Below are 19,822 nucleotides of genomic sequence, written 5' to 3' on the forward strand. Positions count from 1 at the left end.
AATGAAGTGGCAAGGAATAATGAATAAGTATAAGAAATATTTACCGATAAATGAAAATACTCCGCAAGTTAGTTTGTATGAGGGAAATACTCCTTTAATTAAAAGTGAAAACTTGAGTAAGGAGTTGGAAATAGATTTATATTTTAAATTTGAAGGATTAAATCCTACTGGGTCATTCAAAGATCGTGGTATGTTTATGGCAGTAGCTAAGGCTATAGAATCAGGATCAAAGACTATAATGTGTGCGAGTACAGGAAACACTTCAGCTTCGGCTGCAGCATATGGAGCAAGATATGGACTAAAGACAATAGTCTTGATACCAGACGGATATGTTGCTATGGGCAAGCTTGCTCAGGCACTTCAGTATGGGGCACAGGTAGTTGCTATAGAAGGAAATTTTGATGATGCACTCAATCTAGTCAAAGAAATTACAAGTACTCACCCGATTACTTTAGTAAATTCATTGAATCCATACAGAATAGAAGGTCAAAAAACAGGAGCATTTGAAATAGTGGATGATTTGGGAGAAGCACCAGATTATCTAGCTATACCAGTAGGAAATGCAGGAAATATAACTGCATATTGGAAAGGATTCAAAGAGTATAAAGAAGATGGAAAGATAGATAAGCTTCCAAAGATGAAGGGATATCAGGCAAAGGGATCGTCTCCAATAGTTGAAGGTAAGGCATTTGAAAATCCTGAAACAGTTGCTACAGCTATAAGAATAGGCAATCCGGCATCTTGGGACAAGGCATTAAAGGCAAGGGATGAATCAGGGGGCTCAATAAAGGCTGTAACAGATGAAGAGATACTAAATGCATATAGACTTCTTTCAAATAGGGAAGGAATATTTGCAGAACCAGCCTCAGCAGCATCTTTAGCAGGTGTAATTCAGTCAGTGAAAAATGGAGATATTGAAAAGGGTTCAAAGGTTGTAGCTATACTGACAGGCAACGGTCTAAAAGATCCTGATACTTGTCTTGAATCAGCTCAAAAGCCTATTTCCATTCCAGGTACTTTGGAGGCTGTTCTTGAATTGATAGAGGATTAGACTTAAATATAAATAAAAATATATGGATGGGAGGTAAAGTTTTATCTCCTATTCAAAAAATAGATTGAATATTTAAAATATATAAAGGAAAAGTCGGGTGAGTATTTATGATTAGAGTAATTGTTCCAGCAACAACTGCAAATTTGGGGCCAGGATTTGATTCTTTGGGAATGGCTCTTTCTCAGTATTCAATATTTGAATGTGAAGCTGCAGATGATATTAATATAGAAATAGAGGGTTTAGAAGCAGATAAATTGACAGTTGAAAATAATTTAGTGATAGATTGTATGAATAGACTGTTTGAATATATAGGTAATTATCCAAAAGGATATCGATTAAAAATTATAAATGGAGTGCCTCTAGCAAGAGGTATGGGGTCTAGTGCAGCAGCTATTGTAGGAGGTTTGATGTCTGCAAATGCCTTGATGGGATTCCCCTTAGAAAAGGAAGATATACTAAAACTTGCAACTGAAATAGAAGGGCATCCTGATAATGTTGCACCAGCTCTTTTGGGTCAATTAATAGTATCGACTCAAACAAAGGATGGTGAGATTGTATATCAGACAATAAAACCCTTTGAAGACTTGGAATGTGTACTTTTTATACCAGAATATGAAGTATCTACAAGTGACTCAAGAGGAGTTCTTCCTAAGAGAATATCTATGGCTGATGCCGTTCACAACAGCTCTCATTTAGCACTTTTAGTGATGGGATTTGCCAATGGAAATAAGGATTTAATAGCCAAGACTATGGATGATAAAATTCATGAGCCATATAGAAAAATACTTATAAAGCAATTTGATGATTTTAAAGAAGCTGCCTTGAATTCTGGAGCCTTTGCATTTTCATTGAGTGGAGCAGGATCTACTATTATTGCATATGTTTCAAAAGAAAATAGTGAAAATGTATGCAAATCTCTTCAAAGAGTGGCTGATGAATCTAATTTAGAAGGAAAAGCAGTGATTTTAAAGCCTTGTACTAATGGCGCTATATGTGAAATAAGTTGAGGTGATAAAATATGGGTGTAATAGTACAGAAGTATGGTGGAAGCTCTCTGGCAGATGTAGAAAAAATAATGCGTGTTGCCAATAGGATTGTGGACACAAAAAAAGAAGGAAATAAAGTAGTGGCAATAGTGTCGGCAATGGGTGACACTACAGATAGCTTGATTGAATTGGCGAGTGGTATTACAGAATATCCACCGAAACGTGAAATGGACAGGCTTTTATCTACAGGTGAGCAGATATCGATGTCTCTTTTGGCTATGGCAATACAATCCTTGGGGGAAAATGCCGTATCACTTACAGGACCACAAGCTGGAATTATAACAGATTCAAGCCACAGTAAGGCAAAGATAGTGAGAGTAATGTCCAACCGTCTCCAAAAGGAATTAGAAGGTGATAATATTATTATAGTTGCAGGATTCCAAGGGGAAACAGAGTTTCATGATATAGCTACACTGGGAAGAGGAGGATCAGATACATCAGCAGTATCTATAGCAGCAGCCCTAGATGCTGATTTATGTGAGATATTTACAGATGTTGACGGAGTATATTCTTGTGATCCTAGAATTGTAGAAAATGCGAAAAAATTAGAGGCTGTGAGTTATGATGAAATGTTGGAATTATCAATATTAGGTGCAAAAGTTCTTCAGTCTAGGGCTGTGGAAGTAGCAAAAACACATGATGTTGAAATTCATGTAAGGTCTAGTTTTAATCATAATATAGGTACAATTGTAAAAGGGGAGGTATCAAGTATGGAACACGATGGATTGATTACTGGGATTGCCCATGATTTTGACGTAGCAAAGGTGGTAATATTTGGGGTTCCAGATACACCAGGTACTGCAGCCAAAATTTTAAAGGCACTTGCAGATGCAAATATAAATATACAGATGATAGTGCAAAGTGCACAAAGTGGAAATATAAATGACATAGCCTTTACTTGCTCAACAGGAGATGCCAAAGAAGCGGCTTCTATTTTACAGGAAATAGCCAATAATATAGGCGCTAAAGCGGTTGTAATAAATGAAGATATAGCTAAGGTGAGTGTGGTTGGTGCAGGTATGATGACTCATTCAAATATTGCATCTAGAATGTTTAATACACTTGGAGAAAATAATATAAATATAGATCTTATAAGTACATCAGAGATTACAATTTCAGTAACAGTAGGTCTAGAAGAGTGCAAGCTAGCAGTTAAAGCACTTGCAGATGAATTTGATTTAATATATAAATAAATATATATACACAGCAAAAGACCTTCTATGGAGTGATAGAAGGTCTTTTGGTCTTATGGAGTTTTATACTCTATTTAATTAAACATAAAAATTTATTGTAGCCAAGGTAATTAGTAATAAATCAAATAATTAGTATATTATTTGACAAAAATTTCTTTCTTAAATTATATAAAATTTAGAAAGAAAAGAAATAATAAATATTTACAACTCAAAGATAAGATTGTTAAATAAGTATTTCTTCTATAATAATATAATAACATACTTTTAGAATTTTTAAAAGATAATTTTAAAAATTTTATAATAACTTATTTAAATATTAAATAAAATTAAGAATTTTTAAAAAGAATAACCGAAAAAATGCTCATATTCCAATAATTATTGATTTTTTTCTAATTATGCAATATTTAAATTGATAAAAAATAAATTAAAAATTAATAAAAAGTTTTTGAAATAATAAAATAAAAGCAAAATACTTAGAAAAACAGAGCTTTTATCTAGTTAGAATTAATAAAAAATTAGACTTAAAAATTAATAAAAAAAAGAAGAGTCTGTTTTTGAAATAACAAATCATAGAGAATAAAAAATCGTTGTAAAAGATTAGAAAGTGTGTTATCATAGTTTACAAGATACAAGAGTAGGTCGTACAGAGATGCGGCAGTATCTTTAAAATTAGATTAAGTCTTTTAAGCTGGTCCAGAGAGACTGGTAAGGATAATAACCTCAAGGTTATCAGTATATACTGATGTAGTTTGGCATACAAGTATGACAAGCTCAATATATAGATTATCATATCCTTATGCCTCTGGTATAGGGATTTTTTTATGCCCTTACCTAGAAAAAATGGTGTAAGTATTAAAATCAAATATATAAAACCAATCGAAGAAGTGTTTTTTCAAAAAGACCTACAGGCTTAATCGGAAGAAGGAGCTAAATTATGGTAAATGGAAAAGATAAATTAATCGTAGCAATTGATACAGACAATTATGAAAAGGCAGTAGAGCTAATAGATTCACTAGAAGATAGTGTAGATATATATAAGGTAGGACTTGAAAATTATATAGCATCTAGAGGAAAAACTATCGACTATCTAAAGACAAAGAACAAGAAAATATTCTTGGATCTTAAGTTTCATGATATTCCAAATACAATGAAATCAGCTGTAAAGGCAGCTATCAGAGATGGTGTATGGATGATGACTATACACGTATCGGATATAGAGGGTATGAGACAGTGTGCCCAAATCGCAAAAGAAGAATCAGAGAGATTAAATATAGAAAAACCGCTAATAATAGGAGTAACAGTACTTACTTCTCTTAGTGATGAAGATTTAGCAGATATTGGATGTAAAGAAGATACAACACAAACTGCTATTAAAAGAGCAAAACTTGCAAAGAAAGCTGGACTAGACGGTGTAGTATGTTCTGCAAGAGAAGTTCAAAATATAGTAAAAGAATGTGGAGAAGATTTCTTTACAGTCTGCCCAGGAATCAGACCTAAAAACGCAGCTAAGGGAGATCAAAAAAGAGTAGTAACTCCAAGTCAAGCGATAGAAAATGGTGCAAAGACAATAGTAGTGGGAAGACCTATTACTCAATCTGAAAATCCAAGTAAATCAGCGGATGAAATTGTAAAAGAGATAGAAAGTATATATAGATAGAATTAAAATGTGCATAGAGCGATAGTTTTATTAGGAGGATGTATATGAAGGCGAGATTAATACTAGAAGATGGAACAATATTTGAAGGAAAAGCATTTGGATATACAAAAGATAGTGTAGGAGAAGTAGTATTTAATACTTCTATGACTGGATACCAAGAACTTTTGACGGATCCATCTTACTACGGTCAGATAGTAACAATTACATATCCATTAGTTGGTAATTATGGAATAAATCTAGAGGATAAAGAGTCAGAAGATATAAAGGTAAGTGGATTGATAGTAAGAGAAAAGTGCGATATGCCATCAAACTTTAGGTGTGAGATGGATTTAGATACATATTTAAAACAAAGTAAGGTGATAGGATTAGAAGGAATAGATACTAGAGCCTTGACTAAGCTACTTAGAAATAAAGGAACTATGAAGGGCATAATCACAACAGAACATACAAAGCTTGGAGATGTATCTTCTAAGATAGAGGAATTTGACAATACTAAAGCAGTAAGAATAGTGAGTAGAAAGAAAACAAACTTTATACCAGGATCAGGAAAGAGAGTAGCAGTGATGGATTTTGGTGTAAAAGAAAATATTATAAGAAATTTTGCTAAAAGAAACTGTGAGATTACAATTTTTCCAGCAGAAACAAAGGCGGAAGATATTTTGGCGATAGATCCTGAGTTGATATTTTTATCAAACGGACCTGGAGATCCAGCTGACTTGGAAGATATAGTAGAAAATGTGAAAGAAATGATAGGAAAAAGACCAATTGTAGGAATATGTTTGGGTCACCAGATTTTGGCAAGAGCTTTAGGTGGAGACACTAGCAAGCTGAAGTTTGGACATAGAGGTGGAAATCATCCAGTCAAAGATCTTGAAGAAGGAAAAATATTTATTACATCCCAAAATCACGGTTACTATGTAAGTGATGTACCAGAAGATATAGATGTAACTCAGATAAATTTAAATGATAATACAGTAGAAGGAATGAGACACAAGACTCTTCCTATATATAGCGTACAGTATCATCCAGAAGCTTGTCCAGGACCATTAGATAGTGAGTATATATTCGACAAGTTTTTAGAACTAGCAAAGTAAAATTGAAAAAAAGATAGATTAGTAGATTATTATAATATGAAGGAGAGTTAATTATGCCTAAAATAGACAGTATAAAGAAAACATTAGTATTGGGTTCAGGACCAATAATTATAGGGCAAGCAGCAGAGTTTGACTACTCAGGAACACAGGCTTGTCAAGCACTTAAAGAAGAAGGAATTGAAGTTGTACTAATAAACTCAAACCCAGCAACAATAATGACGGATCAAGAAATAGCAGATAAAATATATATAGAGCCTTTAACTCTAGACTTTATAGAAAAAATAATAGCAAAAGAAAAGCCAGATAGCCTATTAGCTGGAATGGGTGGACAAACAGGTCTAAACCTTGCAGTAGAATTGGAAGAAGCAGGAATATTAGATAAATACAATGTGAAACTAATAGGAACTTCTATTGAATCAATTAAAAAGGGTGAAGACAGAGATTTATTTAGAGATGTAATGAAGGAAATAGGGCAACCAGTAATAGAAAGTGATATAGTAACTACTCTAGAAGGTGGACTTGCATACGCACAGAAGTTGGGATATCCAGTAGTAGTAAGACCAGCCTACACTCTTGGTGGAACTGGTGGAGGTATAGCAGAGACAGAAGAAGAGTTTAGAGAAATACTTACTCACGGTCTTCAGTTGAGTCCAGTAACACAGTGCTTGATAGAAAAAAGTATCAAGGGTTGGAAAGAAATTGAATATGAAGTAATGAGAGACTCTAACGGAAACTGTATCACAGTATGTAATATGGAAAATGTGGACCCTGTAGGAGTGCATACAGGTGACTCTATAGTAGTAGCACCGAGCCAGACACTTTCAAATACAGAGTATCAGATGCTAAGAACAGCATCTTTAAAGATAATAGATGCTGTAGGAGTTGAGGGTGGATGTAATGTACAGATAGCTCTAAATCCAAAGAGCTTTGAATATGCAATTATAGAAATAAACCCAAGAGTATCAAGATCTTCAGCACTAGCATCTAAGGCAACAGGATATCCTATAGCCAAGGTAGCAGCTAAAATTGCTCTAGGATATACACTAGATGAAATAGAAAATGCGGTAACAAAAAAGACTAATGCTTGCTTTGAACCTACTCTAGACTATGTAGTAGTAAAAATTCCAAAATGGGCATTTGATAAATTTAAGCATGCAAATAGAAAGCTTGGAACAAAAATGATGGCTACAGGCGAAATTATGAGTATAGGATCTAATTTTGAAGCAGCCTTTTTAAAGGGAATAAGATCATTAGAAACAGGAAAGTATTCACTAGTTCATAAGGCATCTGAAAGAAAAAATATGCAAGAACTTAAAAAGAGCATAGTGCTTCCAGATGATGAGAGAATATTTGACCTAGCAGAAATGATAAGAAGAGGATATAAAATAGAAATGATATCACAAATCACTGGTATGGACGAGTGGTTTTTAAATAAATTCAAATGGATAGTAGAGCAAGAAGAAAAACTAAAAGTGATGAGTATAGAAGATTTAAGTAAAGAGTATCTTTTGGAGCTAAAGAAAAAGGGATTCTCTGATAAGGGAATGAGCGATCTTATGAATATAGATTCTGAAAGTATTCAAGAGCTTAGAAGTCTCTACAATATTAAGCCTTCATACAAGATGGTAGATACTTGTGGAGGAGAATTTGAGGCCTTGTCACCATATTACTACTCAACATATGAACAATACGATGAGGTAGTAGTAAGCGACAAGAAAAAGATTATAGTATTAGGATCTGGACCTATAAGGATAGGGCAGGGTATAGAGTTTGATTATTGTTCAGTACATTGTGTAAAATCTCTAAGAAAAATGGGAATAGAAACAATAATAATAAACAATAACCCTGAAACAGTATCAACTGATTTTGATACATCAGACAAGCTATACTTTGAACCTCTAACAGAAGAAGAAGTATATAATATAATACAAAAAGAAAAACCAGATGGAGTAATATTACAGTTTGGTGGGCAAACAGCAATAAAATTAGCAAAGTTTTTATCTGAGAAGAATGTAAAAATACTAGGAACAGGATTCAAAGATATAGATGCAGCAGAGGATAGAGAAAAATTTGATGAATTGCTTGAAGAGTTATCAATCAATAGACCTAAGGGCAAAGGAGTTTGGTCAGTTGCTGAAGGGATAGAGATAGCTAATTCACTAGGATATCCAGTACTTGTAAGGCCATCATATGTACTAGGTGGACAAGGTATGGAGATAACTTACGATGAAAAAAGATTAGTTCAATACCTAGAAGATGCATTTGAAAGAGATGCAGTCAACCCAGTCCTGATAGACAAATACCTAACTGGTAGAGAAATAGAAGTAGATGCAATATGTGATGGAAAAGACATACTAATACCTGGAATTATGGAGCACTTAGAAAGAGCAGGAGTTCACTCAGGAGACAGTATAACAATGTATCCTAGCCAAGGAATCTCAGACAAGATAAAAGATAAGATATATGAGTACACAAAAATGATGGCGCTAAACCTAAATGTTTTAGGAATGGTGAATATACAGTTTATAGAATACAAGGATGACCTATATATAATAGAAGTAAATCCAAGAGCCAGCCGTACGGTACCATATATATCAAAGGTAAGTGGAGTACCAATAGTAGACCTTGCAACAAAGTGTATGCTAGGAGAAAAACTAGAAAACTTAGGATATGGAACAGGAGTATATAAGACTTCTAAGCATATATGTGTAAAGGTACCAGTATTCTCAATGTCTAAGCTATCAAAAGTAGAGATAAGTCTTGGACCAGAAATGAAGTCAACTGGAGAAGTTCTAGGAGTTGGAGAAACACTAGAAGAAGCTTTATACAAAGGATTTTTAGCATCAGGTCAAAGAGTATCAGATGACAATAAGATGGTCCTAGCAACAGTAAATGACAATGATAAAGATGAATTTATAGAAATAGCAAAAGATATGAATGAGTTAGGGTATAAGTTTATAGCGACAGAAGGTACAGCAAGAGCATTAAAGGAAGCTGGCGTAGAGTGTGAGGTAGTCAATAGGGTAGAAGAGCCTAGACCAAACATACTTGATGTAATAAGAAATAAGCAGGTCGACCTAGTAGTGAATACTCCTACAAAGGGTAATGACTCAACAAGAGATGGATTTAAGATAAGAAGAACTGCGACAGAGTTTCAGACAGAGATAATGACATCTCTAGATACACTAAAGGCAATGGTAGCAGTAAATAAAAAACATGTAAGCTCAGAATTAATGAAGGTATATAGCCTTGACGAAATAAATAAATAGACATAATAAAAGCACCTTCCTGTACAGGAAGGTGCTTTTTATTTTACTTGATTAATTATAAAAATAGAAGTAATCTATTAGATAAGGACTATTATTGAAAAAATTAAAAATATTTTAAATAGTGAGATGGAAGTTGGAGTATCAAATAAATCTAGATGAAACTGTATGAGAAAAATATTTCCTGATTTGTATTTTGATATTTAATGTAGATAAATCAGCTATAAATAATAAAGATAAGAATAAATGAAAACAAAAAGAAAGTAAATTTAAAAAATAAATTAAAAATTTTATTTAAAAAGGAGAATATTATATGTTTAGAGAAATGAGAAGAAAGGACAGGGAAATATCTATCAATGATGCTAGAGAGATTTTGACAAAGGCTTGCTATGGAGTGTTATCAACTATGTCAGAAAATGGATACCCATATGGAGTTCCTGTAAATTATGTATTTTATAATGGATATATCTACTTTCATAGCGCAAAGGAAGGACACAAGATTGATAATATAAAAAACAACTCAAAAGTATCTTTTTCTATAGTGGGAAGTGAAGAAGTTTTGCCTGATCAGTTTACAACAGACTATGAAAGTGTAGTAGCTTTTGGAGATGCAGAGGAAGTATATGAACTGGAAAAGGGAGAAGCGTTACTTGAGATAATAAAAAAGTACTCCCCTGAATTTATAGAAAAGGGTGGAAAATATATTGAGACCCTTGGATCTAAGACAGCAGTGCTTAAGATTGATATAAAACATCTATCAGGAAAATCAAGAAGATAAAGTAAGTGCCTAAGTAATAAAACAAATGAGTAGTAAAGCAAGTAAATAAACAAGTAAGTAAATAAACAAGTAAGTAAATAAACAAGCAAGTAAATAAACAAGCAAGCAAGTAAGTAGTAGAACAAGTAACTAACTAGAAAAAATAAACTATAAAGATTAGATATATTTATCTATAAATTAAATACTATCAATATATGAAAATAAAAACAGAAGAGGTAGTAGAAAAATATCTTCCTCATACAGGGCATAATTATACTGTAATTAATCTATAAATTAAGTACACAAAAAAGCACCAACTCATTTGAGTCGGTGCTTTTTTATCGATATACCAATGGCTAATACAAAATATTTTTGCTTACGTATCCATATTTTTTACTTTTTTTATCTATATATTTATTTTAAAATTTATAAAACTCTCAAATTATAGAAATAGTATATTATTATATATAATACATGTTGTCCATAGATCTTCTTTCATTTAGCTCTATAATTTTAGAATTATATTTCTTGTTTTTTATTTTTACTATTTTACCTGGTATGCCAACAACTGTAGCACCTGCTGGAATATCATTTAAAACGACACTATTTGCACCAACCTTGACTTCATCACCAAGAGTGATAGGTCCTAGTACCTTGGCACCAGATCCAATTATAACGTCATTTCCAACTGTAGGGTGTCTTTTACCAGTATGATTGCCAGTACCACCAAGAGTAACCCCTTGATAGATTGTAACTCTATTTCCAACCTCTGCAGTTTCGCCTATTACAACGCCCATACCATGATCTATCATGATACTGTGGCCAATAGTAGCACCTGGGTGAATTTCTATGCCAGTGAAAAATCTAAATATTTGCGAGTTCAATCTTGCTAGAAATTTCAAACCAACATTGTTAAGAGCGTGTGATATGCTATGACCAATCAAGGCATGCACAGAAGGATATATAATAAAAACCTTCAGTCTAGCTAAGAATTTTAGGCCACCTCTACCAGAGGCAGGGTCATTTTCCAATATATAATCAATATTTTTAATAAATTTCATAATATGCGAGCCTCTTTCTAATTAAAATATATTCATAGACATGTATTTGTCTGCACCGTCTGGAGCAATTGTGGCAATTTTCTTGCCAGGGAATCTTTCTGCTAGCATTTGAGCAGCACGTACATTTGCACCTGATGTTATACCTACTAATATTCCTTCTTTTTGACCTAGTTCTCTTACCATATCAAAAGCTTCTTCATCACTAATCATTAAAACTTCATCTACAACATTTGAGTCATAGTTTTTAGGTATGAAGTTGGCACCAATACCCTGTATTTTATGTGGGCCTGCCTTTTTATCGTTAATTAGTGGTGATGCAGAAGGTTCTACACCAAATATCTTAATATCTGGATTCATTTCTTTTAGGTATCTACCTACACCAGTAACAGTACCGCCAGTACCGATACCTGCGACAAATATATCAACATCATTTAGTTCTGAATATATTTCTGGACCAGTAGTCTGATAGTGGAATTTTGGATTATCTGGATTATCAAACTGCTTTAAAGATTTATACTTTTCTGTCTTTAAAAGCTCATCCATCTTATCAATTGTTCCCTGCATACCCTTGGCTGCATCTGTAAGTATAAGCTCAGCACCGTATGCACGTATCAAACTTCTTCTTTCCTGACTCATAGACTCTGGCATTATAACAGTTACCTTGTAACCCTTGTTCATACCGATCATAGCAAGAGCGATACCAGTATTTCCGCTAGTAGCCTCTACTATTCTATCGCCAGGCTTTAGTTCTCCTCTTTCTTCCATTCCGTTAATCATACCAAGTACAGCACGATCTTTAACAGAACCTCCAGGATTCTTTCCCTCCAACTTTAAAAAGATATTCTCATTTATCTTAGAGATATTAACAAGTGGTGTGTTTCCAATCAATTCGATTACATTCTTCTTCATTTTATTCTTCTCCTTTAATTTATAAGTTATTGTTGTATATTCTGCTATTATGTCTTGAATTAAATTTCTGCTTAGCGAATTTATATATTTATTATTAAATGAACTCAAAATTTTTCAATTGAGACTCAAGAGTATTTGCTAAAAAAAGCTCTAATAAATCGCTAAATACTTTATAGTAAAAATCACATAAATATTATATTGATCTAAATCATACAAATAAAGTTTAAGTGTAATAATATTAAAATTTATACTGTTTGCCAGAATTTCCCAGCAAGCAGTTAGCTACAACAGCAACAACAAGAAGAGATTCCTCCAAATGCAGTAGTTATAATTTTCTTTAATTGTCTAACATTCATATTAACATCTCCTTTAAATTTTTAATTCCGATTAATTTACTAGGAATTAATAAAAAGTATATATTAAAGAGCTTGATTTGTCAATATTAATTGAGATTTTTTTGATAAAAATTTTTGATAATTGCGAAAATATATATTAAAAAAATATAAAGGCATAAATAAGCTTATAAAAACAGTTTTTAATTGTAGGATTTTAATAGTTGTATAATAGCTGAGAAGCTTTATGCAAAATTTGATGCAAGTTCAAAAAAATATTTAGAATATTTATAAAAGTGTGGACAATTATATTTCTATACTGTATAATTACTCTATTATTTAGATGGGAGGAGTAGATATTATGGAGAAAATACCTAGTTATAAAGAGGGATTGGAATTATTAAAAAAGTACAATAAGGAAGATTTTCATATACAACATGGAGAGACAGTAGGAGCTGTTATGGGATGGTTTGCTGAAAAGTATGATCCAGATAATGTTGAATTTTGGAGGATTGTAGGACTTCTTCACGACCTAGACTTTGAGATGTATCCAGAAGAACACTGTGTAAAGCAAGTGGATATAATGAAAGATGAGGGCTTAGATGAATCGATAATAGTATCAACTACGAGTCATGGATATGGACTTACAGGATCAGTATCCAAGCCTGAAAAGATGATGGAGAAAGTACTTTTTGCAAGTGATGAACTAACAGGTATAATTGGAGCAGCTGCATTGATGAGGCCGTCAAAAAGTGTTTCTGATATGGAATTAAAATCAGTTAAAAAGAAATTCAAAGACAAAAAGTTTGCTGCAGGATGTTCTAGAGATGTAATAAGACAAGGAGCAGAGAATCTTGGATGGGATTTAGATGAATTACTTCAGATGACACTAGACGCTATGAAAGCAACAGAGAGTCAATATATAAAATAAATCTAGAGAGTAGATATTTTTTAATAAATTTAATAAATAAGACTAAACAAATAGAACTAAATAAATAAAGCTAAATAAATAAAACTAATAGAAGAGACATCACTTTGATGTCTCTTCTTCTTAATGGGAGTGCTTAAAGCTATGTGAATTAAAGCTTAAGCTAGTGCTTTGGCAGCGCTTTTTCTTTATAATAATCATAACAAAGAGCATAAGGCTTGCATTTTTGCCACTTACCCTTTCCTCTTTTTCCAACAAACTTTCCTTTTTCTGCAATCAGTTCTCCTCTATGGAAAGCTTAAATATAGTGTCTGCTTCTCTGGCAAGAGAGCTTCACGTGGATGCAAGCTTGGTAAGTAAGTGGAAAAGTGGGGCGAGAAAAATAAACAGCAGTTCAATTTACTTTGATCAAATAGTAGATTTTATTCTTGAAGAGAGTGAAAAAAGTGAACACTTAATATTGAATGATGTTTTATCTCAGATTTATCCACTCGAAAATATAAAAAAACAAAATAATCCAGAAGTTTTTATAAGAAGATTATTGGATAGCAAAGATCTATCCTATATTGATAAAAATGCTTTGGCAAATGATGATCTACAACATTCGATAAAGGTGGGATCTTATGAGCAAAATAAGGGAAGAAGAAAAGCTATCTTGAACCTTTTGAAATATGCTGAATCAATGTCTAGTCCAGGTAATATAATATTTATAGACTCTGAAGAGTATGACTGGCTTTTAGAAGATGAATTATTTGCTGTTTCATTCAAGGAAAGGTTTTTAAAGTTGCTTGAAAGAGGCTTTAAGGCAAGATTTGTGATACACTTTTCATCTTATAGGAAAAGTTTTGTGAAATTTTTTGAGTTATTTAGTGAGCTTTTATTTCATAAAAATATAGACTGGTATTACTATGAATATTATGATGAAGGAGTTTTTAGATTTTCCCAATTTATAGTTGATAAATCCATATCCTTGCTTGGTATTTCAGCTTCTAAAAGAAGTTCTACAACTATGGTATTTGATGATAGTACATCGATTATTAGTCATTGGTCAATGGCGGAATCAGTGATTGCTAGTTGCCAAAAGATATTTGTAAATTTCGATGCAAAAGAGTGTGAGCAAGTAGTTGATTTTGTAAGTGTAATAAGAAAAAGAGGAGCTTTATATTCTTATTTACCAGCACCAGCATTTATTTCTACAAGTGAAGAATTACTAGAGGAGATATTACTTGATAACAAGGTAGATGACAAGACTATTTTAGAGTGTTTAAATATTAATAAAAAAATGAAAAGCATGATAAAAACTCAGCTTCACGGTCTAGAGGATGTGTCTGAGAGGATTGTAGAGATTTTTCAAATAGAACAGATGGAGAGAAGATTAAGAGAAGATGAGTTTGTAAGTTGTAGTTTGAGTATTCTTACATCTAGGAAAATAAAAGTGAGTAAAGATCAGTTTGCAAGAGCTTTGAAGCACTTAACAGATCAGCTTAAATTGAATGATAATATGAGGGTAGTTTTATTTTCTGAAAAAGATAACATAGCTCTACCTACTATGCCTGATATGAATTTTTGGTGTAAACAAAATACTTGGATTGTTCAGATGGGAAAAAAGGGTCTTAGAATAAGCGATGAAGTCAGTACGGTCAATGCAGCCTCTATATCCTTTGAACGCTGCATAAGAAAAGTACCTCCTAAAAGAAAAGAAAAAATATCTGTAATAAATTATCTAAATGAACTTTCTAGAAATTTATGATTTAAATTTATAAAAATTAATATATATTATTGAACTAGATACTCAATTAAAAGTTAAAAAAGATTCATATATGAATAAAAGCCCTCTAGCAATTGCTAGAGGGCTTTTATTTTTCAAAATTAATACTTTATGTTTAGTTATTGCTAGGAATTGATGGTACGTAGACTCTATTTGCCAACTCATCATCAATCATATATAGACTAGCCTGATCATTACAAGATCTTTTAATTTTCTTTACAAGAGTAGTGAAGTTTTCTTCTTCTTCTACCTGTTCATCAACGAACCATCTTAGGAAGCTCATTGTAGCATGTTCTTTTTCATCAAGAGCGATATTAGCTATTTCATATATTCTCTTTGTCACCATTTGTTCATGTTTTAGACCTTCTTCAAATACATCTAGCAGGCCTTCAAACTTTGAAACTGGCTTTTCTATAGCTTCTAACTTTACACGTCCGCCTTTTTGGAATACATAGGTATAGATTGTCATAGCATGATCTAACTCCTCTTGTGCCTGAACCTTGAAGAAATTTGCGGCTCCTGAAAAGTCCATATCTTCAGCATATGCAGCCATTGCTAGATAAGTATACGCTGAATAGTACTCAAAATTAATTTGATCGTTTAGTGCTTTTTCTAATTTTTTACTTAACATTTTTATCACCCCTTTGACTTAATATTATAACACTTATTTGAATATAAAAGAAGACAGAAAAGTCTAATTAATTATATTTTTATGTTTATAAATTGTTTATTTTCAAGGTTTTTTACATAATTTTTGTCTAATTATGATATAATAAGTTTTGTTGATTTTATAGCTAGTCATACTTCTAAGGCTTGATAAATACAATATCATAGAAATTTAAAAATATAGTAAAAAGGCTTTATTTGTTTTAATGATCTATTTATAAAACTAGAAAATTCTTATAGAATATATAAATACAATAGATTATATTTTATAGAGTAAATATATAGAATTTACTTTGATAAACTAAAGAAAATAGGAGGAAAAATGTTATTATTAGCAGATAAATGGAAAGAATATGAGTTAGTAGATATGGGCGGAGGAGAAAAGCTGGAAAGATGGGGGGACTATGTACTTAGACGTCCAGACCCTCAGGTTATCTGGCCAATAGCCAAAGAATGGAATTTATGGAAGAATCCTCATGGACACTACCACAGAAGTAGCAAGGGTGGAGGAAGTTGGGAAGCTAAGAAAAGCTACCCTAATCAGTGGATTGTTAATTATGGTCCTTTAAAGTTTAAAATAAAGCCGACTGGATTTAAGCATACAGGACTATTTCCTGAGCAAGCAGCCAACTGGGACTGGATGATGGATAAAATTAAAAAAGCAAAAAGACCTATAAAAGTTTTGAACTTGTTTGCCTATACTGGAGGTGCATCTGTAGCTTGTGCCTATGCAGGAGCGGAAGTGTGTCATGTAGATGCAGCCAAGGGAATGGTAAACTGGGCAAAAGAAAATCTTGAAGTATCAGACCTTAAAGATAGAAAAGTTAGATTTATAGTAGATGATGTATTTAAGTTTGTAGAAAGAGAAATAAGAAGAGGAAATAAGTATGATGCAATAATAATGGACCCACCTTCATATGGAAGAGGACCAAAGGGTGAAGTATGGAAAATAGAAGATAAACTATATGAATTTGTTGATTTATGTATGCAGGTTTTATCTGACAAGCCTTTATTCTTACTTATAAATTCATACACTACAGGATTTTCATCAATAGTAATAGAAAATATACTAGAAACTACCATTGCGAAAAAGGTTAGAGGTGGAAAGGTATATGCAGGTGAAGTAGGTATACCTGCATCTAAGACAGGGATGATTCTTCCTTGTGGAATATTTGGTCGTTGGGAAAGTATGAAGGGTTAAGAAATGGATTTAAAAGTCATATATGAAGATAATCATTTATTGGTAGTGGAAAAAATCCCTAATATACTCTCTCAAGCAGATAATACAAGAGATGTGGATATGCTATCTCTTTGTAAAAGCTATGTGAAGGAAAAATATAATAAACCAGGAAATGTATTTATGGGATTGGTTCATAGGTTAGATAGACCTGTAGGCGGAGTGATGGTGTTTGCAAAGACTTCAAAGGCTGCCTCTAGATTGTCAGATCAAGTAAGAACTAGAACTATGAAAAAAACATATCAGGCTATAGTAGTTGGTAAGTGTGAAAAGTCTGGGGATTATGTGGATTATTTATATAAAAACACTGAAAAAAATATGGTCAGTGTTGTGGATAAGAAGAAAAAAGATGCTAAAGAGGCTAGGCTGAGCTATAATCTATTGGAAAGTAGATATTCGAAAAAGGATAAAAGAGAGTACTCTCTTGTAGAAATTAATCTTCATACAGGGAGACCACATCAGATTCGTGTACAGTTTTCATCTAGAAATCATCCTCTATATGGTGATCAAAGATACTCTTCTTATGCAAAAGTTGGCGAACAGATAGCTCTTTGGGCAAATAAACTAGAGTTAATTCATCCAACTAAGAAAGAAAAAATGATATTTGAATGTAATCCGCCGAAAGAATATCCTTGGAATTTATTTTAGGATTTAAATTAAGGAATAGGATTAAAATGAAAGATTTTAAAAAAGCTAATAGAGAATATTGCAATAAGGGCTTTGAAGATAGAGAAGAAGTGAGAAAAGAGGAGATCTATAAAGATGATAATAGTTATGGTGGATTTTTTATAGATAAAGCGATAGGCAATAATATATTTTCCTATGATGAAAGGGAACTAAAAAAAATATATGTACCTAAGTTAATAGATGCTGGATTTTCGGATATTTCAATAGGTATGCAAGCGGGCTTTGTTGAAGTTGATGAGGGCGTGGAGAATCGCTGTATAGGACTCAAAAATATGTATCATTTGCTTGGTCAAGGAATAGATAAGAAGAAGGATGTATACCTATTTGACAACCATAATCACTCCTTTTATTTTTGGTGCAAGGCACTAAAAGAAAAAAAATTCAAAAAAGGTGTAAGATTAGTCCATATAGATCAACATAAGGATACTAGAGAAGCAGAAAACTATGAGGTTGATATAGATAAGTTAGAAGACGTAAAAAGGTATACTAATGAAGTGCTAAATGTAGGCAGCTTTATAAAGCCAGCCCTATATCATAAGATATTTGACGATGTGGATATAATAGATTCTACATACAGTATGAAAAAAGAAATACCGAGTAAGTATGTATTAGATATAGATTTGGATTTTTTTTCTAAGGATATGGACTATATAGATTTGGACTGGAGAATTGATAGAGTATCGGAATATATTCAAGGAGCAGATATAATTACAATAGCTACAAGTCCATACTTTATAGATCAAAAAAGAGCTATAGATATTCTTAAAATATTGTTTGATATAGAAAAAAGACATAATCTGTGATAGTATTACAATATAAAAAAACGATAAATTATGTGTTTGGAGGAAAAATATGTTATTTGAAAAATGGAGAAATTTAAGTGAAAATCAGGAAAATGAAGAGGCTGAAATTAAGTTTTGGGAAGAGTTTTTAAAGGCTGAGACTTCTATATATAACACTGTTCTTAATAATAAGACAGACTTAATAGCAGGAAAGCTAGTAGATTTAGCTAAGCAGTACAATACAAGTGCAGAATTCTTTATGGGATTTTTAGATGGAGTTAATGAAAGTTTAGAATCTGAATTAGATCTTGAAAAGATAGAAGAAGATACTCTTATTAGTGCCAAGATAAGTTGGGAAAAATTATATTTCAATATGGTACACGTGGAAGCACATTGGTTATATAATCTAAAGGGATGGGATGATATTCTATCAGAAGATTTTAGAAAGAAGACTCAAAGAGAGTTCAACAAATCTAAGATTGTAGTAAAGGAAGAAAAAATTGGAAGAAACGATGCTTGTCCATGCGGAAGTGGTAAAAAATATAAGAAATGTTGTGGAAAGTAAATTATAACAAAAAAGATTTTTTTAAAGTGAAAAATGAAAAATAATCGAAAAGACACCCTATACTAGGATTTTAATTTAAAAAACTAATATAGGGTGTTTTTATTATAATGAATATAAATAAGCTATAAATATATTTAATAAGGTAAGGAAAAGTATAGTTCGGGAATAAAATTAGAAAATAAAAATATTTTCGAAAATAGAATATTATGTTATAAATAAGGAAAAAATTATTATTTAAAAAAGTTTTTGTATAAAAAATAGCAAACTTATTGACAGAAAGGCTTTCTTGTTGTAAAATAATATGTTAGTCTTGACGAAACTATATATTTATGATACAATAGAAATACGTTTTGAAGGATGGTGATATTTTTGGCAACAACAGCTACATTGGATAATATTAGACATACGTTAGAAAAGTATGTTGGCAAGAAAATATTGCTTAAGGCAAACAAAGGAAGAAAACAGATTGTTACCAAGCAAGGAGTTTTGGAAACGGTATATCCTAGCGTTTTTGTTATAAGAGTCGGACATGGTGAAAACACAGAAGGCTTCAGAAGAGTCGCATATAGCTATTCAGATTTATTGACTGAAACAGTCAAGATTAAGGTATATAAGAATAGCAAGGATGACGAAAAGAAGATAAGTTAATCGAGATGAGAAAACAATGTACGCTAGAAGGCGGCAAGAGTTAGTTTTATAAAGTTGCTACAATTTAAAGAGCGGTTTTTATTGTAGCATAGAAAGGGCTGTTATAACTGGATAACCAGTATATGACAGCCCTTTTTAGTTCAAAATAAACTTTGAAAGTGGAGTTTATTAAATA

General features: G+C 32.2%; 17 protein-coding genes. 14 read left to right on the plus strand and 3 right to left on the minus strand.

All coding sequences use genetic code 11. The annotated features are described in order from the left end of the window. Position 1: 1 nt before the first annotated feature. The 7 genes from thrC to UF10_RS07775 all read left to right on the plus strand — a co-directional run bounded on the left by thrC (position 2) and on the right by UF10_RS07775 (position 10,085). Entirely contained in the window at positions 2 to 1,051 is a 1,050-nt protein-coding gene (thrC, locus tag UF10_RS07745) for a threonine synthase (protein ID WP_106777224.1), read from the plus strand. A gap of 107 nt (positions 1,052 to 1,158) precedes the next feature. After that, positions 1,159 to 2,058: a homoserine kinase gene (gene thrB / locus UF10_RS07750; RefSeq protein ID WP_106777225.1), complete on the plus strand. Its 900-nt coding sequence runs from the start codon at positions 1,159 to 1,161 to the stop codon at positions 2,056 to 2,058. Between the two features lie 11 nt (positions 2,059 to 2,069). Beyond that, a complete protein-coding gene (locus tag UF10_RS07755) occupies positions 2,070 to 3,290 on the plus strand; it encodes an aspartate kinase (RefSeq protein WP_106777226.1) in 1,221 nt (406 codons plus the stop codon). A gap of 934 nt (positions 3,291 to 4,224) precedes the next feature. Further along, entirely contained in the window at positions 4,225 to 4,947 is a 723-nt protein-coding gene (pyrF, locus tag UF10_RS07760) for an orotidine-5'-phosphate decarboxylase (RefSeq protein WP_106777227.1), read from the plus strand. A 44-nt stretch (positions 4,948 to 4,991) separates the two neighbouring features. After that, a complete protein-coding gene (gene carA / locus UF10_RS07765) occupies positions 4,992 to 6,041 on the plus strand; it encodes a glutamine-hydrolyzing carbamoyl-phosphate synthase small subunit (protein ID WP_106777228.1) in 1,050 nt (349 codons plus the stop codon). Positions 6,042 to 6,094: 53 nt separating this feature from the next. Then, positions 6,095 to 9,310 (plus strand): carbamoyl-phosphate synthase large subunit, encoded by a 3,216-nt coding sequence (gene carB, locus UF10_RS07770; RefSeq protein WP_106777229.1) that lies wholly within the window; start codon positions 6,095 to 6,097, stop codon positions 9,308 to 9,310. A gap of 310 nt (positions 9,311 to 9,620) precedes the next feature. Beyond that, on the plus strand, positions 9,621 to 10,085 hold the full coding sequence (locus UF10_RS07775) for a pyridoxamine 5'-phosphate oxidase family protein (protein ID WP_106777230.1): 465 nt from the start codon (positions 9,621 to 9,623) through the stop codon (positions 10,083 to 10,085). A 440-nt stretch (positions 10,086 to 10,525) separates the two neighbouring features. Here UF10_RS07775 and cysE read toward each other — a convergent pair whose 3' ends face one another. Further along, positions 10,526 to 11,125, minus strand: a complete 600-nt coding sequence (gene cysE, locus UF10_RS07780) for a serine O-acetyltransferase (protein WP_106777231.1) — start codon at positions 11,123 to 11,125, stop codon at positions 10,526 to 10,528. 21 nt (positions 11,126 to 11,146) lie between these two features. Further along, positions 11,147 to 12,034 carry a cysteine synthase A gene (gene cysK, locus UF10_RS07785; RefSeq protein ID WP_106777232.1) on the minus strand — a complete coding sequence of 296 codons (888 nt, stop codon included), beginning with the start codon at positions 12,032 to 12,034 and terminating at the stop codon, positions 11,147 to 11,149. A 693-nt stretch (positions 12,035 to 12,727) separates the two neighbouring features. On the opposite strand from cysK, the gene UF10_RS07790 reads away from it, so the two are divergent. Beyond that, positions 12,728 to 13,297 (plus strand): hydrolase, encoded by a 570-nt coding sequence (locus tag UF10_RS07790; RefSeq protein WP_106777233.1) that lies wholly within the window; start codon positions 12,728 to 12,730, stop codon positions 13,295 to 13,297. Positions 13,298 to 13,583: 286 nt separating this feature from the next. Then, positions 13,584 to 15,044 (plus strand): hypothetical protein, encoded by a 1,461-nt coding sequence (locus tag UF10_RS07795; protein WP_106777234.1) that lies wholly within the window; start codon positions 13,584 to 13,586, stop codon positions 15,042 to 15,044. A gap of 133 nt (positions 15,045 to 15,177) precedes the next feature. On the opposite strand, the gene UF10_RS07800 is transcribed toward UF10_RS07795, so the two are convergent. Beyond that, positions 15,178 to 15,693, minus strand: a complete 516-nt coding sequence (locus tag UF10_RS07800) for a ferritin (protein ID WP_106777235.1) — start codon at positions 15,691 to 15,693, stop codon at positions 15,178 to 15,180. Between the two features lie 357 nt (positions 15,694 to 16,050). Here UF10_RS07800 and UF10_RS07805 point away from each other — a divergent pair, with 357 nt between their 5' ends. The 5 genes from UF10_RS07805 to UF10_RS07825 all read left to right on the plus strand — a co-directional run bounded on the left by UF10_RS07805 (position 16,051) and on the right by UF10_RS07825 (position 19,647). Further along, positions 16,051 to 16,929, plus strand: coding sequence for a class I SAM-dependent methyltransferase (locus UF10_RS07805; protein WP_106777236.1), 879 nt, complete (start codon positions 16,051 to 16,053; stop codon positions 16,927 to 16,929). 3 nt (positions 16,930 to 16,932) lie between these two features. Then, entirely contained in the window at positions 16,933 to 17,613 is a 681-nt protein-coding gene (locus UF10_RS07810; RefSeq protein WP_106777237.1) for an RluA family pseudouridine synthase, read from the plus strand. Between the two features lie 26 nt (positions 17,614 to 17,639). Continuing rightward, entirely contained in the window at positions 17,640 to 18,455 is an 816-nt protein-coding gene (locus UF10_RS07815; RefSeq protein ID WP_106777238.1) for a peptide arginase family protein, read from the plus strand. Positions 18,456 to 18,504: 49 nt separating this feature from the next. Further along, positions 18,505 to 18,999 carry an SEC-C metal-binding domain-containing protein gene (locus tag UF10_RS07820; RefSeq protein ID WP_106777239.1) on the plus strand — a complete coding sequence of 165 codons (495 nt, stop codon included), beginning with the start codon at positions 18,505 to 18,507 and terminating at the stop codon, positions 18,997 to 18,999. 369 nt (positions 19,000 to 19,368) lie between these two features. Further along, on the plus strand, positions 19,369 to 19,647 hold the full coding sequence (locus UF10_RS07825; protein ID WP_106777240.1) for a Veg family protein: 279 nt from the start codon (positions 19,369 to 19,371) through the stop codon (positions 19,645 to 19,647). Positions 19,648 to 19,822 lie beyond the last annotated feature (175 nt).

Source organism: Peptostreptococcus russellii, assembly GCF_003012055.1.
Taxonomy (GTDB): domain Bacteria; phylum Bacillota; class Clostridia; order Peptostreptococcales; family Peptostreptococcaceae; genus Peptostreptococcus; species Peptostreptococcus russellii.

Excerpts from the sequence above, each read along its gene's own strand:
- thrC (WP_106777224.1), top strand. The coding sequence starts at position 2 with ATGAAGTGGCAAGGAATAATGAATAAGTATAAGAAATATTTACCGATA.
- thrB (WP_106777225.1), top strand. The coding sequence starts at position 1,159 with ATGATTAGAGTAATTGTTCCAGCAACAACTGCAAATTTGGGGCCAGGA.
- UF10_RS07755 (WP_106777226.1), top strand. The coding sequence starts at position 2,070 with ATGGGTGTAATAGTACAGAAGTATGGTGGAAGCTCTCTGGCAGATGTA.
- pyrF (WP_106777227.1), top strand. The coding sequence starts at position 4,225 with ATGGTAAATGGAAAAGATAAATTAATCGTAGCAATTGATACAGACAAT.
- carA (WP_106777228.1), top strand. The coding sequence starts at position 4,992 with ATGAAGGCGAGATTAATACTAGAAGATGGAACAATATTTGAAGGAAAA.
- carB (WP_106777229.1), top strand. The coding sequence starts at position 6,095 with ATGCCTAAAATAGACAGTATAAAGAAAACATTAGTATTGGGTTCAGGA.
- UF10_RS07775 (WP_106777230.1), top strand. The coding sequence starts at position 9,621 with ATGTTTAGAGAAATGAGAAGAAAGGACAGGGAAATATCTATCAATGAT.
- cysE (WP_106777231.1), bottom strand. The coding sequence starts at position 11,125 with ATGAAATTTATTAAAAATATTGATTATATATTGGAAAATGACCCTGCC.
- cysK (WP_106777232.1), bottom strand. The coding sequence starts at position 12,034 with ATGAAGAAGAATGTAATCGAATTGATTGGAAACACACCACTTGTTAAT.
- UF10_RS07790 (WP_106777233.1), top strand. The coding sequence starts at position 12,728 with ATGGAGAAAATACCTAGTTATAAAGAGGGATTGGAATTATTAAAAAAG.
- UF10_RS07795 (WP_106777234.1), top strand. The coding sequence starts at position 13,584 with ATGGAAAGCTTAAATATAGTGTCTGCTTCTCTGGCAAGAGAGCTTCAC.
- UF10_RS07800 (WP_106777235.1), bottom strand. The coding sequence starts at position 15,693 with ATGTTAAGTAAAAAATTAGAAAAAGCACTAAACGATCAAATTAATTTT.
- UF10_RS07805 (WP_106777236.1), top strand. The coding sequence starts at position 16,051 with ATGTTATTATTAGCAGATAAATGGAAAGAATATGAGTTAGTAGATATG.
- UF10_RS07810 (WP_106777237.1), top strand. The coding sequence starts at position 16,933 with ATGGATTTAAAAGTCATATATGAAGATAATCATTTATTGGTAGTGGAA.
- UF10_RS07815 (WP_106777238.1), top strand. The coding sequence starts at position 17,640 with ATGAAAGATTTTAAAAAAGCTAATAGAGAATATTGCAATAAGGGCTTT.
- UF10_RS07820 (WP_106777239.1), top strand. The coding sequence starts at position 18,505 with ATGTTATTTGAAAAATGGAGAAATTTAAGTGAAAATCAGGAAAATGAA.